Source organism: Desulfoluna sp. HI9BLuna (assembly GCF_056829775.1).
In genome coordinates, this window is record NZ_CP186555.1 from 3,623,188 (window position 1) to 3,637,842 (window position 14,655).

At 59.6% G+C, this 14,655-nt stretch carries 13 protein-coding genes; 4 read left to right on the forward strand and 9 right to left on the reverse strand.

Annotated elements, in window-relative coordinates; translation table 11 throughout:
* Window positions 1-74: 74 nt before the first annotated feature.
* From ACOYW0_RS14635 to htpX, 4 genes are all read right to left on the reverse strand, one after another.
* Window positions 75-2,255: an acetyl-CoA hydrolase/transferase C-terminal domain-containing protein gene (locus ACOYW0_RS14635; protein ID WP_482414597.1), complete on the reverse strand. Its 2,181-nt coding sequence runs from the start codon at window positions 2,253-2,255 to the stop codon at window positions 75-77.
* Window positions 2,256-2,520: 265 nt separating this feature from the next.
* A complete protein-coding gene (locus ACOYW0_RS14640; protein ID WP_482414598.1) occupies window positions 2,521-3,468 on the reverse strand; it encodes a rhomboid family intramembrane serine protease in 948 nt (315 codons plus the stop codon).
* A 306-nt stretch (window positions 3,469-3,774) separates the two neighbouring features.
* Entirely contained in the window at window positions 3,775-4,374 is a 600-nt protein-coding gene (locus ACOYW0_RS14645) for a MarC family protein (protein ID WP_180137290.1), read from the reverse strand.
* A 410-nt stretch (window positions 4,375-4,784) separates the two neighbouring features.
* A complete protein-coding gene (htpX, locus tag ACOYW0_RS14650; protein ID WP_482414599.1) occupies window positions 4,785-5,699 on the reverse strand; it encodes a zinc metalloprotease HtpX in 915 nt (304 codons plus the stop codon).
* 381 nt (window positions 5,700-6,080) lie between these two features.
* Here htpX and ACOYW0_RS14655 point away from each other — a divergent pair, with 381 nt between their 5' ends.
* The 4 genes from ACOYW0_RS14655 to ACOYW0_RS14670 are packed head-to-tail and all read left to right on the forward strand — an operon-like array spanning window position 6,081 to window position 9,578.
* Window positions 6,081-7,007, forward strand: coding sequence for a substrate-binding domain-containing protein (locus ACOYW0_RS14655; RefSeq protein ID WP_482414600.1), 927 nt, complete (start codon window positions 6,081-6,083; stop codon window positions 7,005-7,007).
* Window positions 7,008-7,062: 55 nt separating this feature from the next.
* Complete coding sequence (locus ACOYW0_RS14660) at window positions 7,063-7,869, forward strand: ABC transporter substrate-binding protein (protein ID WP_246317700.1); 807 nt, start codon at window positions 7,063-7,065, stop codon at window positions 7,867-7,869.
* A gap of 21 nt (window positions 7,870-7,890) precedes the next feature.
* On the forward strand, window positions 7,891-8,574 hold the full coding sequence (locus ACOYW0_RS14665) for an ABC transporter permease (protein WP_180137287.1): 684 nt from the start codon (window positions 7,891-7,893) through the stop codon (window positions 8,572-8,574).
* A 2-nt stretch (window positions 8,575-8,576) separates the two neighbouring features.
* On the forward strand, window positions 8,577-9,578 hold the full coding sequence (locus ACOYW0_RS14670) for an ABC transporter ATP-binding protein (RefSeq protein ID WP_482414601.1): 1,002 nt from the start codon (window positions 8,577-8,579) through the stop codon (window positions 9,576-9,578).
* A gap of 252 nt (window positions 9,579-9,830) precedes the next feature.
* On the opposite strand, the gene ACOYW0_RS14675 is transcribed toward ACOYW0_RS14670, so the two are convergent.
* The 5 genes from ACOYW0_RS14675 to ACOYW0_RS14695 form a co-directional block, all read right to left on the reverse strand.
* Entirely contained in the window at window positions 9,831-10,112 is a 282-nt protein-coding gene (locus ACOYW0_RS14675) for a Trp family transcriptional regulator (protein WP_246317699.1), read from the reverse strand.
* Between the two features lie 242 nt (window positions 10,113-10,354).
* Complete coding sequence (locus tag ACOYW0_RS14680) at window positions 10,355-10,699, reverse strand: CGGC domain-containing protein (protein ID WP_482414602.1); 345 nt, start codon at window positions 10,697-10,699, stop codon at window positions 10,355-10,357.
* Between the two features lie 278 nt (window positions 10,700-10,977).
* Window positions 10,978-12,351, reverse strand: a complete 1,374-nt coding sequence (locus tag ACOYW0_RS14685) for a radical SAM protein (protein WP_482414603.1) — start codon at window positions 12,349-12,351, stop codon at window positions 10,978-10,980.
* A gap of 190 nt (window positions 12,352-12,541) precedes the next feature.
* The gene (locus ACOYW0_RS14690) at window positions 12,542-13,231 is read right to left on the reverse strand and encodes a type 1 glutamine amidotransferase (RefSeq protein ID WP_482414604.1); all 690 of its coding nucleotides are present in this window, start codon (window positions 13,229-13,231) and stop codon (window positions 12,542-12,544) included.
* A gap of 369 nt (window positions 13,232-13,600) precedes the next feature.
* On the reverse strand, window positions 13,601-14,401 hold the full coding sequence (locus ACOYW0_RS14695; protein WP_482414605.1) for a 4Fe-4S binding protein: 801 nt from the start codon (window positions 14,399-14,401) through the stop codon (window positions 13,601-13,603).
* Between the last annotated feature and the right edge of the window lie 254 nt (window positions 14,402-14,655).

Genomic DNA, 14,655 nt, shown 5'->3' on the forward strand with positions numbered 1-14,655 from the left:
CTCCCTGCAACGGCCATGGGGATGCAGGGGCCTGCCCCCCGGACGGGGTGCAGGCCCTGTTTCGGGATGACGGGTTACCCGGCGATCCGTCCGTTGGCTTTCAGGGCGGAGATCACCACTTTCTGGAGGAGCCTCTCCTTGAAGACCGCCGGGGTTTTAAGGGCCATGCGGTCCAGGTAGGGCTCGGCCCCAGCGGGCACGGGTTTAAAGAATTCACTGGCCAGGGACATGGCCACGCCGAGCTTGTTTTTGCCGGCCTTGGCCTTGAAGGCCCGCAAGGCACCGCCTAAGACCACCTCTTCGTCGGTAAAGTCCGTGCCAAAGGGAAAGACCTGAAAGAGCCCCTCTTTTTTGTACGGGGCCAGAAAGGCAGAAACCTTTTCCGGGGTGTTGTGACGATAGGCTTCGGGGATCTCGTAGTGAGAGGGCACCTTGCCGGTTTTTTTGGCCCGGGCCAAAAGGTCGCCCTGGAAGCGGGAGTCGGCGATCTTGATGAGTTCCAGGATGACATCCTTGTCGGGCAAGCCCCGGACGTCGGCGATGCCGTATTCGGTCACCACGATGTCCCGAAGGTGCTTGGGCACGGAGCAGTGGCCGTAGTTGAACACGATGTTGGACTGTGGGTTGTCTGCGCTTCCCCGGGTGCTGCGGACCATCATGATGAGACGGCCGTCGGGAAGGGCATGGGCCATGGAGACAAAGTTGTACTGCCCCCCGATGCCGCTCACCACCCGTCCGTCATCCAGGGCGTCGGAGACAACGGAGCCGAAGATGCTGATCATCATGGCGGTGTTGATGAAGCGGCCGTCCTTTCTCTGGAGGCTGCGGAGCTTTTCGTCGCCGTAGAGCTGGTTCACCTTGTCCACCCCGGACATGCCAAAGAGCTTTCTCTCCTCTTCGTCCATGGTGTTGAGGGCCTTGTAGAAACTGCGCGGACCAATGAAAAAGGCCCCTAAAATCACGCTGCCCCCGTTGAGCTTTTCTCCGCGGATCGCTTTGATGGCCTGGAGGTTTTTCGGTACGGACAGGTCGGTTTCATAGGCGGTCTCCCCGTCGTAGAGTGTGCCGTCTCTCCAGGTCACCCCCTCTTTGAGAAGGCCGAAGGCGGTGAGGAACCGGACATCCTTTTCCCTGAGTTTTTCCTGCACAGCCTCTTTTTCGACGAGAAGGTCAAACAGGTTCTCCGGGAGAGCCTCGCAGTCCAGGCGTTTTTCGTTGATCAGCTCCATGAGGGGCTCGCTCTCAAAGACCTTTCGCTTGAGGATGCCGCTTTTGTAGAGCTCCATAAAGGCGTCCACAAACATCTCGGAAGAGCCGTAGAGCCCTTGGGCAAAGGTGTCGGTGCCTCCCACCTTCTGGATCAGGTCGCCGTAGGCGGCCGTGATCCCGGCCTTTTCAATGATGGTGTTGTACCTGGCATTGTCGGTGTGGCGAAGCTGCAGGCCGGAGACGATGGCGTCCCCCAAAGAGCCGATACCCACCTGGATGGTCCCCCCGTCCTTGACCAGGGCGCTCACATGGAGCCCGATGAGGTGGTCCACGTCGGAGACCGACTCCTTGGGCGGGCCGAACAGTTCGTAGGAGGTGTTGTCGTTGTTTAAGATGAAGTCGTAGTCCGCAGCCGGGACCACGGCGTCTCCGTACATGAAGGGGAGGTTGGTGTTGACCTCGCCCACCACCGCCACTTTTTTGCCCTTGGCCCGCTGGTTTTTCAGGGCCGCAATGCACTCTAAGCTGATGTCGGTGTTGCAGCCCATGGAGTACTGGGGGCCCGATCCGTTGCCGTCCCGCACGGAGAGCATCTGGCCGTAGACGTTGATGCCGAAATTGATGCCGTCCCGGATGACGTGGGTGTAGTTGGAGTTGAGGTGGTTCTGCTGGGCTTCGGGGCTGCCCATGTACCCCCCGGCTTTGTTGAAGAACTCGTAGAGCTTGATGTTTTCGGGCATGGTTCCGGCCCGGAAGTCTTTCATGTAGTCAAACTCCGGGCATCCGCCGAAGATGCGCTCCACAAGGGGACCTAACAGGCGTTTTTCAAGGTCGCTGGCTCCTTCGGGTTTTTCCAGGGCCAGGGCGGTGAGGATGGTCAGCTTGATCTGCGGGTTTCTTTTGGCGTGTCGGTAGAGTTCGTTGACAAAAAGGGCCGGTTTTCCCAAGGCCAGAGGCATGCCGAAGATAATCTCGTTTCCGACGGTGCGGATGACTTCTTCCACACAGGCGGAGGTGTTGTCATGGTACGTTGTGTTGCTTGTCATAACCCATATCCCCCCTTGCTGTTTCAATGTCTCCATGGGGCTCGAAGCCCGCGGATCCTGCCTTGATACTATGGTGGCGCACATGAACTATGTTATTTTTGAAGATGCAGTAATGCCTGTAAAAAAAACCGTGGGAAGGAAAATAGTATGAGTATTGTTCGGGAATGTCAATACAAAGGGGGACGCGATCTCTTTGGGCTAAGACCAAGAAAAGGCAGGGGGATCGGACAACGGCACCGGCCGTTGTCCGATGATTTCGGCTCCATCAATCCATGGCAATGGTGAGGAAAAGATCGCCCCGTGAGCCGTTGGGGTGGGGAAGCCCCAGGCCCTTTAAACGAAGCCGTTTGCCCGGTTCGACACCGGGTGGCACGGTGATCTTGATGAGGCGGCCCTTGCCGAAGCGGAAGAGGTTGATGCGCTTGACCGCCCCTTTGCGCGCCTCTTTGGGCGTGATGGCAAGGCGCCCGGTGAGGTTGAAGCCTCCCTGGTCCACGCGGACATGGATGATCTGCAGGCGCGGGGACCGTGACCGGACGGCCTGGAACCTGTGTGGTTTGGTGGGCGCCTTGCGGGCTCCCGTGACCAGAACAAAGGCCATGCCGCAGAGAAACCCGCCGATGTGCGCCCACCAGGCAATGGCGCTGGCACTGCCGCCGGTGGCGTTGAAGAACTGCATGAGAAACCAGATTCCGAGAAAGATGAAAGCCGGAATTTCAAAGAAAAGGGGGATGAAGAACAGGGGCACCAGGGTCAGGACCTTGGCCCGGGGGTAGAGGAGGAAATAAGCCCCCATGACCGCTGCCACGGCACCGCTGGCCCCGATGGTGGGCACGGTGGAGCCCGGATTCAAAAGCATGTGGGAGAGCCCGGAGACGACACCCCCGCCCAGATAGAAGAGAAGGTAGCGTACATGGCCCAGCCGGTCTTCCACGTTGTCCCCGAAGATGTAAAGGCTGAGCATGTTGCCGAGAAGGTGCAGCCAGCCGCCGTGGAGAAACATGAAAGAGACCAGGGCCGTCATCTGGCCCGCCACGCCAAAGTACTCCCAGGCCGCAGGGGTGGTGTAGCGCGCCGGGATAAGTCCGTAAATATGGTAAAAGTGGGCTGGTTGCGACAACGTCTGCAGAAAGACCAGGAGGTTGATGACAATAAGGGTGGTGTTCACCACCGGCAGGGTGCGGGAGGTGAGGGTATCTCTCAGGGGGATCATGGGCGGTCCCTTAGGCTCTGGGGTTTTCGTTTGAGGCTGTCATGGCTTCTATCCTGCCGATTTTGAGGGCGGCTGGCAAGGGGATAGGGGATAGAAGGCGGATCGATTCATATCAAGACGACTCAGCTTCTGTGGGGATGACGCGTTGCCACCGGTATAGCCCGGATATTACATGAGGCTGGTAGGGTGCGCTTGCGCACCGCCGAAAAGTCGTAACGGTTATGAAACCCTATGAACGGGTAATCTTTACGCATTACAGGTCTGGCAAACGCTTGGCCCCCGGCAGGGATGCCGGGGGCTTTTCGTTTAAAGCAACAGAAAATTCCGGATGCCGGTGAAGATGATCTGGGCGGAGATGGCCGAAATCATCAGGCCCGTGACCTTGGAGAGGATGACCACGCCCTGCTTGCCCACGGCTTTAACCACCAGGGGCGCGAAGAAGAGCATGGAACCCACAAAGCCTGAGGCCGTGAGGATGGCCGCACCGATCTCCAGTTTGGCCGGAAGGGTGGTGGCTTCTGCGCCGAAGAGGAGCAGGACCCCGATCCCCCCGGGACCGACGGTGATGGGCAGGGCCAGAGGCACGATGGCGATGTCGTTGCCCTCCCCGGCGCTCTTGATGTTGGAGCTGCCTCCTACCATGGAGACCCCCGAAAGGAAGAGGATGCTGCCTGCCCCGATGCGGAAGGCATCCAGGGTGATGCCGAAGAGGGCAAAGAGGTATTTCCCGAAGAGAAAGACGCAGAAAGAGATGACGATGATGCCGAAGGTCACCCGCAGTGCCAGGCATTTTTTCTCCTTCTCTTCCATCTCCTGAGTCATGGAGATGAAGGCGGAGAGAACGAAAAAGGGGGTGAAGATAAAGAAGATCTTCAGGGCGTCGTTGATGAATAAAGAGAGGTCCACGGGGCTTGCTTCCTTGATTCAGAATACTACGCATGGGCACGCCGGGACACTTCGGGCTCCGGCAGCCGGGCAAACAGATCCCCGTGTTTGGAAAACGACAGATGTTCCATGGGGAGGCAGCTTTGTATACACCAAATCAGGGAGGGATAAAACAGGAATTTGAAAGGATTTTATAAAATCTTGGAGGGGGACGCAAACAGGGAGTAGGGGATGGTGAATAGGGTGTAGTGAATGGTGAGTGGTGAAGGGGGCGTAGTGGCCTTCGTCATCGTATCGGTCACCGGGGTGTTTTTGATGACACCGCCCCAAAAGGCCGCCGGCCCTTGCGCTTTTTCCTGAGGAACGAAGGACAAAGCACAAGGGCAATCAGCTTTCGAGGTGGCTCCACCTCGCCGCCAGAGGCTTCTTTTTTACTTTCCCCGGATGCTATCCCAGGGGTTGGCGGGGCCGGAAGGGCCCTTGGGGCTGCCGCCCGTGGGACGGGGACGCGTGCCTCGGAGCTTGGCCACCCGCTCTTCAATGGGGGGGTGGGTGGAGAAGAGGTTGGCCAGGCTGCGGCCCGACAGAGGGTTGGTGATGAACATGTGGGCCGTTGCCGGTTCCGCGTCCATGGGGATGCGGCTGGAGGCGGCCCCCAGTTTTTCAAGGGCGCCTGCCAGGCCTTCGGGGTTGCCGGTGAGCTGGGCGGCGGTGGCGTCGGCCAGGTACTCCCGGGACCTGGAGATGGCCATCTGGACCAGCATGGCGGCCATGGGGGCGATGATGCTCATGGCGATGAGGCCGAAGATGCCGGAGCCTCCTTCTTCATCACTGCGCCCTCCGCCGAAGATGGCGGCCCAGCGGGCCATGGACGCAAGGGTCATGATAGCACCGGCCAGGGTGGCGGCCACGGTCCCCACGAGGATGTCGCGGTTCTTGATGTGGCCCAGCTCATGGGCCAGGACGCCCTTGACCTCTTCGGGCCCCATGAGGTCCAGAAGGCCCTGGGTGACGGCCACCACCCCGTGTTCCGGGTTGCGGCCCGTGGCAAAGGCGTTGGGGGCCTGCTGGGGGATGATGCACACCCTGGGCATGGGAAGCCCTGCGCGACCTGCAAGCTCTTCGACCATGGCGTAGAGTTTGGGCGCTTCGGTTCGGCTCACCTCCCTGGCCTTGTACATTTTAAGGACCATCTTGTCCGAGTAGAAGTAGGAGAAGAAGTTCATGCCCCCGGCCAGGACCAGGGCGATGACCATGCCAGCCTGGCCGCCGATGACACGTCCTGCCATGACAATAAGAAGGGTTAAGACCGTTAAGAGCATCGTGGTTTTGATCTGGTTGCCCATGGAAGACTCCTTGATGAGAATGAAATATTCGGGCTCGGAAACATCGCCCCTGCGCCCGGTACCTTGGCCCGCAATGGCTGGCGGTGCGGATTGCGGGACGTCGGTCTGCTTTCTTTCTGGCCTTTGGGGCGCTGAAAGGGATGACGCCGAAGTGTATTCACCAAAATATAAAGACAAATTTTGTTTTGGCAAGGGGCGGGGCGGCGTGAAACATGAAATGAGGTTTTGGAAAAACCGGCGGAAAAGGGACAATATGGGGGCTGGTTGTCATTATAGGTCATTCTGGGTTATTCTTGGTGCGTCTCTTCAAAATGAGTTGACAAGAAATGGATGGGATGGGTAACTCTGAAACGCTGAAATGCATTGTTTCAAGGGGGATGGATGAAAAACAGGGGTCGTGGAAAAGACCTTCTTACCACCAGGGAGGTGGCCGATTTTCTCGGTGTCAACGAGAAGATGGTGTATCAGCTGATTTCGGACAAAGGCCTGCCCGCGTCCAAGGTCACGGGAAAGTGGCTTTTCCCTCGATACCTGGTGGAGCAGTGGGTGGAGAACAGCACCATCAACTACCCGGATGCCGCCCACATCCACAACGGCGGCAGCGGCCCCTTGGTGGTGGCCGGGAGCAACGACCTGCTTCTGGACCGGGTGCTTTCACAGTACAACAAGAGCAGCCGGGGAGAGCTGGCGGTTTTCGGCAACGTGGGCAGCATGGGGGGCATCCAGGCCCTTAAGAGCGGCATGTGCCATATCGCCTCCAGCCACCTCGTATCCACCGATGACCAGGACTACAACTTTGAGTTTGCCGGTCGGGAGCTGGAGCGTCAGCCGGTGGTGATCAACTTCTGCCACCGGGAGCAGGGCATCGTGTACCGCCCGGGCTGGACCGATTTTTCCGGCGTGGCAGACCTTTCGGCGCCCGGGGTTCGCATTGTGAACCGTCCTTTGGGAACAGGTACCCGGCTTCTTTTCGATCGGGAACTCAAGGCCTGCGGCATTGAGGCCGGGAGCCTCGACGGCTATGGCGAGGAGGTTTCCCGCCACATGGACGTGGGGCTGGCCGTGCTCTCCGGCCGGGCCGACGCCGGACCGGGCATCCGGACCGTGGCAGATCTTTTGGGGCTTGGCTTTTATCCCCTGCGACGGGAGCGGTTCGACCTGCTTGTGCTGCGTGAGTTCTATTTTGATCGAAGGGTTCAGGGCTTTTTGGCCCTGCTTCGGGAGAGCTCTCTCAACGAGTTGAAACAGGGCTTAACCGGATACGATATTGAGGGGAGCGGGCTGATGCGGTTTCCCGACGGTCCGTGACATGAACAACCAGATGCAACAAGGGATGGGATTTACCATGATGAAGAGACGATTTATGACCACGATGATGGCCCTTGTGGCGGCCATTGCCGTGGCGGGAAGTGTTCAGGCCAAGGCGCTTATGATGGCCACCACCACCAGCACCGACAACACCGGACTCCTGGACTACCTGGCCCCGGAGTTTACCAAGGACACTGGCATCGAGCTCAAGTGGACCTCTGTTGGAACGGGCAAGGCCCTGAAGCTGGGCATGAACTGTGACGTGGATGTGCTCCTCGTCCATGCGCCCCCTGCCGAGAAGAAGTACATCAAAGACGGCTACGCCGAGTCCCGCAAAGAGATCATGTTCAACGACTTTGTCATCGTCGGCCCCGAAGCCGACCCTGCCAAGGTGAAGGGCATGGCCGTGGAAAAGGCCCTTGCCACCATCCGCACCAAAGGCAAGACCTTTGTGAGCCGTGGGGACAACTCCGGCACCAACAAAAAAGAGAAACTGCTCTGGAAAGCGGCGGGCGGCCCCCTTCCCGAAAAGGAAGCCTGGTACGTCCAGACCGGCCAGGGCATGCTGGCGTCTCTTAACATCACCGCAGAGCGCGGTGGTTACACCATGACCGACCGCGGCACCTACATCAAGTACAGCCACAAGAACGGCGGCAACCCGCCCTTGAAGGTTCTCGTGGAAGGCGGGGCTATTTTGAAGAATCAGTACAGTGTGCTGATCCTCAATAGCAGCAACTGCCCAGATGCCCAAAAGGAGCTGGCCGAGGCCTTCTCCGCGTGGATGGCAGGCGACAGGGCCCAGAAGCTCATCGCCGATTTCCGCCTGCTGGGCATGGCGCTGTTTACCCCCAACGCCCAATAAGGCCAGGACCAAGGAGGGGCGGTGGATTTTCTCGTTGACGGTTTTTATCGGGCCCTGGTGCTGCTGATTCAGGCAGACCCCCAGACCCTTTCGGCGGTCACCACCACCCTCAAGGCAGCCTTTCTCTCCATGGGCATGTCCCTTTTCATCGGGGTGCCCGCCGGGTTTTTCCTCGGATACTGTGAGTTCCGGGGAAAAAAAACGGCGCGCACCATCGTGGATACAATGTTGGCCCTTCCGACAGTCTTCATCGGCTTGCTGGTATATGCGTTCCTCTCCAATCGGGGGCCGTTGGGCGGGTTGGGCCTTCTTTTCACGATTCCCGCCATCTCCGTGGGCCAGACCATTCTGGCCCTTCCTGTCATTACCGCCCTCACTGCGGCAACTCTGGACAATCTGGACAACGGCATGCGGCTCACCCTGGTCTCTCTGGGGGCCGACAAGCGCCAGCTCTTCTTCACCACCCTGTGGGAAGTGCGCTACGGCATCGTGGCCGCAGCCATGACGGCCATGGGACGGGTGATGACCGAGGTGGGGATCTCCATGATGGTGGGGGGAAACATCAAATGGCACACCCGCACCATCACCACGGCCATTGCCCTGGAAACGGGCAAGGGCATGTTTGCCGAGGGCATCGCCCTGGGACTGGTGCTGCTCAGCATCGCTTTGGTGGTGAACGTCAGCGTGTCGGTTTTCAGGAGGTAGGCATGGATCGCCCTTTGTATCAGCTGGAAGAGGTGTCCCGGTGTTTCGGTGCGTCCAGGGCCCTGGATCGGTGTTCGTTTACCATTCCCGCAGGCCGGGTCACGGGCATTGCCGGGCCCAACGGCAGCGGCAAGAGCACCCTTCTGAGCCTTCTGGCCTTTGTGGAGCGACCCGATGAAGGTCGGGTCCTTTTTGAAGGTCGGGAAGAACACCCCTTTTCCCCGGCAGTCCGCCACCGCGTGACCCTCATGCCCCAGACCCCCTTTCTGCTGGACCGCAGCGTCTTTGACAACGTGCGCTACGGCCTTTCCTTAAAAAAAGAGACCACGGACGTGGCCGACAAGGTGGGCCTTGCCCTTGCCCGGGTGGGCCTGGATTTTGATGCCTTTTCCCGGCGCAGGCGACACGAACTCTCCGGGGGCGAAGCCCAGAGGGTGGCCCTTGCAGCCCGCCTGGTCCTGGATCCTGAGGTGCTGATCCTAGACGAGCCCACGGCCAGCGTGGACGCCGCCAGCTCCTTTCTCATCCATCAGGCCATCCTCGCCTTTGCCGCCCAGCCCGGAAAAACCGTGATCCTCACCAGCCACGATGCGGCCTGGCTCGACAGCGTCAGCGACGAAGTCCTCTTTTTCTTTCGGGGGCGGCGTGTCACCGAAAAGATGGGCCTTCTCCTTTTCGGTCCCTTTGCAAAAGACCCCGCCTCCGGTTCGTGGGCCGCAGGCACCGGGCAAGGGGCCATTGCCCTTCCCGAACCCCCGTCGGACGATGCCGTGGCCGCCATCCCCGAGCGGTGCCTTCGCATGGGGGCGGAAGAGGGGGATCACGAAGCCGGGTTCGACGCCGAGGTACGGGAAACCGCCCTGGAAAAAGGCCGGACAGGCGCTCGGGTTACCCTCATCGGCGCCGGATTTCCCCTCACCCTCTCCTGTCCTCCCCACCAGCTCCCGGAACCGGGCCGCACCGTCCGCGTCTCCTATCCCCTTTCATCCGTCCAGTGGCTCTAACCCGGGTTCGCAAATGCTCCGGGGCTCGTTCCTCGCCCTGCGCATTTGCTGACGGGCTTCGCCCGTGTTGAATACCGAGTCTGTATCAGGGGACCTTTCGTTCCCAGGCTCTGCCTTGGAATGACGCACGGAGGCTCTGCCTCCACAGTCGAGATGGCGGCACGCGCAAAAGCATGTCCTATGCGTCAAACCAGGCACATTGCATAACAGTCGGCAAATGATGGTTCACGGCAGGTCTGCCGGAGGCGTGGACTACTCTTTGGGGTGGCGTTTTTTGAGGGCGTTGGCGGTGAAGGAGTCTTCGGTCTTGAGGATCTTGGAGCCCCGGGTGATCTTGCAGAGGCTGATGTTGTGGCGTTTGGCGATGCTTCGCTGGGTCTGTCCCTGATGGAGTTCCACCATGAGCTGCCATCGCATGGCAAGATCCGAGCGCTCCTTGGGGGTGAGGATGTCGTCAAGGAAGGCGCGCACCTTTTCCAGGTCGGTGGTTTCCGCGAGCACGCTCAATAATTCGTCGTAGGCCTCTTTCATCATGTCGCTCCAAGGGTAAGGTCAAAGGTCGATTGAAATGGGGTTATATCACAGAGAAGGTGTTTCTGTAAAAAGAAACATGACGGCCTGGAAGGCAGCAGATACAGAACCTGCGGCGCACCCTTGTGGCGATGTCGAGGGCCGACAGGAAGCGGCATCGACGCCAAAGGGCGCGCGGCGGGTGGGGCTGAGGACAAGCAGCATGGCCGAACAAGGGCCTTGCCGTGTGGCTCCTCAAACACCCCTTATTTGTAATCGTGGGTGCCTAAGATGACGGGAACACCGGTTTTTTCTTCGATGAACTTGGCTTTTTCTTCCGGGGTGGAGTAGGGGCAGTCGGGCTTGGCGCCCACCATACAGCTGCTCAGGAAGATGGCGTCGGGCTTGACACCGGAGAGCTTGATGGTCATGCCGACGTTGGGTGCTGCGGAACGTCCGGGGCATTCGCATTTCACAAACCCGATGATCTGGGTGGGCTCTTCGAATTTGCCGTCGCCCATGGCACCTGCCTTTAGACATCGCCATTCACCGGGGCATCCGTAGCCAGAATCCAGATACGAGCCGCATCCTACAACAATCGCCTTTTTCATGTTTTACTCCTTTTAAGGTATTGTAGTTATTGCGCCGAATCATAGGGGATGAACCCAGGGGTGTCAAGTCCCCTGGCAGGGCACTTCAGGGCCAACGCATGTAACAATTCAGTTGCCTCCGGCGGGTCGCTTTTTGAAAAAAGCTCCGCAAAAACGTTCCGGTAAAACGAAAAAATAAGAGGGGCAGTGAACGGTTTCGATGCGCCCCAAAAAAATGAAACCTGTTTGTCAAACTTTTCAAAAGTTTGGCTCCCGGCAGGGCCGCCGGAGGCTGTTTTTTAAAAATAAGAAAGGAGCCCTTGGGGAATGGCCTCAAATGGTGCGGCTGGGGCCCAGCCTTCGAGAATCCTGTCCATGGGGTCGTGGCATGGGACGTTATCTGGCAGGATGAGCGAGGGACTGCGGCGGGTTCGTTGGGCGTAAACCGTGCATGAGCCGAAATGCATCTCTTTTTCCCCGGGCCCTCCGGAGGGTATGGGGCTCAAGGCGGCCTCGTCGTAGGAGACCCTGCAGGTCGTGTTTTTATCGGGCGTGTGCGGTGCAAGGTGCGCAGGCAGGTGAAGGCCGTCGGGGGTGCGCGTAAAGGCTCCCCCATGACCGGCGTCGGCCAGGCTTGCCTCCAGAGAACCCACGGTGTTGTTGGCCCCGGTAATGGTGAGGTTTCGGATGTATCCGTTGGCCGTCACTGCCTCCCACGGCGCACACAGGGCTTCGGCGGCACGGATTCGGGCCGCGGCGCCCTGGAAGCGCTGCTTGTAGACAAAGGAGCAGTAGTTGACCCCCATGGGAAGGCCCAGTTCAAGGGCGTGGCGCACCAGCTCCAGGGCCCCCAGCTCCGATTCCAGCACGGTGACCCGGCTGCCGTGGAGAAAGGTGTAGTCCCGAAGGGCCAGGTGACGGATGTTGTGGGGCGTAAGGCGCAGCTGGTGGAGGTTGAGGTGGGAGACGCCGGCCGCGGCCATGGGGGTCAGGAGACTCTTCAGCCGGGAGGTCTCCTCCGGGACCATGGGGATCTCCACGGTGACGGTGGGGATGATGCCTTTGGCCATGGCGGTTTTCTTCAGGGCGTAGTTGGTGGCCCCGATGTCAAAGCGGATTTCGTCCAGCCCTGCCTGAGCCAGGGCTTTCAGTTTTTCCCGGGTCACGCGCGTGCCGTTGGTGTAGAGCCAGATGTGGACCTTGGGGCCGAGGTGCTCGCGCACAGCCCGGATATGGGCCAGGCTCCGCTCAAAAGTGAGGAAGGGCTCGCCCCCGCTGATGCTCATGCCGGAGAAGCCGAATGCATCCACGTAGGCGGCGTAATCTTCCGGGGAGGCAAAGGCAAGGTGGTTGGTGGTGGGGATCCCCACCTCATCCTGGGGTGTGGGGCAGCAAAAACACCTGCCGTTGCACCGGCCGTTGACAAAGAGACAGGACCATGTCCCCTGCATGCAGGCCCGGCATCCCGGGGAGAGCGGCGGGGCAGCGACCTTGGTCCCTGAAGCGAGGATCTCTCCGCCCAGGCCGTGGATTTTTTCCATGAGGGCGTCGCGACTGGCTTCCCCGGCGGCTGCCTGCTCCGGCGTCACCCAGGAAAGGGCGGCGTAACTCCTGCCGTACTCTTTTCGGTTTCCTTCCACCAATAAAGCCTTGCGATTTTCCGAAAGACCCATCGTTGTCTCCTGTGACGGATGCGTGATGTGTGGCAACCAGCTCGGACAGGTTGGGGGACCGAAGACACCCTCAAGGGATCTCCGGGTTGATAAGAATGCTCTCCTTATGAGGAAAAGAAGTCAAGGGGTTCGGTCAAAAATAATGAGCATGTGACCGGTCAGAGGGGCGAAGACCGGGAGTATTCGCGAATCAGGCTCCCAGGGCGCTGAGAACTCCTTTCATGATGCGGTTGATGGCCTCAAACCGTTCCGCTTGGCCCAGCATCTCGGCCTTGCTTTGCACATAGGGAAGGTCCTCCAGCTCGTGTCCGCAGTGTTCGATGAGCCGGGCAGCAGAGTCCGGGGTGGTCTCCAGGTGAAACTGCAGGGCCAGGACCCGGTTGTCCATGAGAAACCCCTGGTGCCTGCACGCCTGGCTTGAGCCCACGGCAACGGCCCCGTGGGGGACAGAAAAGGTGTCCCCGTGCCAGTGAAAGACCTCGGCCTGCTCAGGAAAAATGTCGCCAAGGCAGGTGCCGGAAAGGGCCGGGTCCCGGGTGACGGGAAACCAGCCGATCTCCCGGTGGGGATTCTTCGTGACCTCAGCCCCTAAGGCCTCGGCCAGGAGTTGAGCCCCCAGGCAGACGCCCAGGACCTTTTTGCCCTGGTCCACGGACGCCTTGATAAAGCGCTTTTCCGGGGCAAGCCAGGGATAGACGCTTTCATCGCCAACCCCCATGGGCCCGCCCATGATGATGAGAAGATCAAAGGCCGACGGGTCGGGCAGCTCCTCGTCACGGTACAGGTGCGTGGCGGTTAAACTGTGTCCGGCCTCGGTGAGAACCGCTTCCATGCTGCCCAGGCCCTCAAAGGGGACGTGTTGCAGGTAATGCACTCTCATGATGGCTCCATGGTGCCTTTTATGGTGAAAATCGCAGGAGAAAATCAGCCTCCGGCGGCTCTGCCGGGGGCCAAACGTTTAAAAAGTTTGATAAACAGCTCCTAAATCATCAGCTCCAGGCTCCGCCGAAATAATTTCGATATTTTCGAACCCGTGCGTCGTTTTGATCGCCCTTCGGGGCGATCAAAACGACGCACGGGTGTATTAGAAAAGTTTTTTGCGGAGCTTTTTTCAAAAAAGCGACCCGCCGGAGGCAACGGAACAATTATCTGAAAAGGCGCATGTGCTTTGACCCGAGGAACGAGGGGCAAAGCGCAAGGGCAATCTGCTTTCGAGGTGGCTCCACCTCGCCGCCGGAGGCTTTATCGTCTACAGGAAGAGCTCAGGTTCACGCCGCTGTCGGCAGTTTTGGTGAAGGACCCCTGCGATGTGGGCGATCTTGGGCTGATTGAAGGCCAGGGCCCCTTTGGGGCAGGTCTTGACGCAGGCGCAGCAGACGGTGCAGCGGGAGGGGTCGAAGGTGACGGTCTTGTCCACGGTGATGGTGCCGGTGGGGCAGGCCTGGGCGCAGAGGCCGCACAGGACGCAGGCCGAAGCTTTCCAGTCCGGGGCGATGTTGCCCGGGCCGCCGTAGGGGCCCTCGGGAAGCTCACCGGGGACAGCCACAGGAGCCATGGCCGAGAGATCTGAAAGGGCTTTCAGCTTGTCTGCCACATCGGCACCGAAGCTGCTGGCTGCGGTTTTGTCCTTGTTATCGGGACGGCCCTGGGCAATGGGCTTTTCCTGGGTGGAGAAGGTGTGCTCGCCCACGAGGGCTGCTGCTGCCACCACCTTGAACCCGGCGTTTTCCGCAAGGGTCTTGAGTTCAAACAGGGCGTTGTCGTAGTGACGATTGCCGTAGACAGCCACGACGACGGCCGGAGTGCCGTTTCCGCGGATGCCTTTGAGGCGTTCCACGGCCACCAGGGCAATGCGGCCGGAGTAGACCGGGGCTCCGATGACGGCGATGCCGTCTTGAATGGCGATCGAAGGGGCCTTTGCTTCGGTGGGCCGGGTCAGGTCCAGGCTTTTTGTCTCGGTCACGTCCAGCCCTTTGGCGATGTGCTCCAGGGTGGTGAAGGTGGTGCGGGTGGGGGAGTAGCAGATGAGGTGTGCTGTCGTGATATTCATTGAAAATCTCCATGGTCAAAACAGGTGATACGCGTTGGGCTCGAGGGAACCGGAGACCATGCACGCGCCGCAGGGCCATGGTGATTAAGGTGCTGCGGGCTGCATACGGAAAGGTCGTCGTGGTTCGGCGTTTCCGGTTGGTTCATCAAGCCCTTATGTTTCCGGGATTTGGTGTATCACGTTCTGGTAGGCTTGTCATGAAGATAGCACGTGAAATTTGGTAACTATTCAGCTTGCCTCCGGCGGGTCGTTTT

Coding starts and splice junctions, on each gene's coding strand:
- ACOYW0_RS14635 (WP_482414597.1), bottom strand. CDS start 2,255: ATGACAAGCAACACAACGTACCATGACAACACCTCCGCCTGTGTGGAA.
- ACOYW0_RS14640 (WP_482414598.1), bottom strand. CDS start 3,468: ATGATCCCCCTGAGAGATACCCTCACCTCCCGCACCCTGCCGGTGGTG.
- htpX (WP_482414599.1), bottom strand. CDS start 5,699: ATGGGCAACCAGATCAAAACCACGATGCTCTTAACGGTCTTAACCCTT.
- ACOYW0_RS14655 (WP_482414600.1), top strand. CDS start 6,081: ATGAAAAACAGGGGTCGTGGAAAAGACCTTCTTACCACCAGGGAGGTG.
- ACOYW0_RS14660 (WP_246317700.1), top strand. CDS start 7,063: ATGACCACGATGATGGCCCTTGTGGCGGCCATTGCCGTGGCGGGAAGT.
- ACOYW0_RS14670 (WP_482414601.1), top strand. CDS start 8,577: ATGGATCGCCCTTTGTATCAGCTGGAAGAGGTGTCCCGGTGTTTCGGT.
- ACOYW0_RS14675 (WP_246317699.1), bottom strand. CDS start 10,112: ATGATGAAAGAGGCCTACGACGAATTATTGAGCGTGCTCGCGGAAACC.
- ACOYW0_RS14680 (WP_482414602.1), bottom strand. CDS start 10,699: ATGAAAAAGGCGATTGTTGTAGGATGCGGCTCGTATCTGGATTCTGGC.
- ACOYW0_RS14685 (WP_482414603.1), bottom strand. CDS start 12,351: ATGGGTCTTTCGGAAAATCGCAAGGCTTTATTGGTGGAAGGAAACCGA.
- ACOYW0_RS14690 (WP_482414604.1), bottom strand. CDS start 13,231: ATGAGAGTGCATTACCTGCAACACGTCCCCTTTGAGGGCCTGGGCAGC.
- ACOYW0_RS14695 (WP_482414605.1), bottom strand. CDS start 14,401: ATGAATATCACGACAGCACACCTCATCTGCTACTCCCCCACCCGCACC.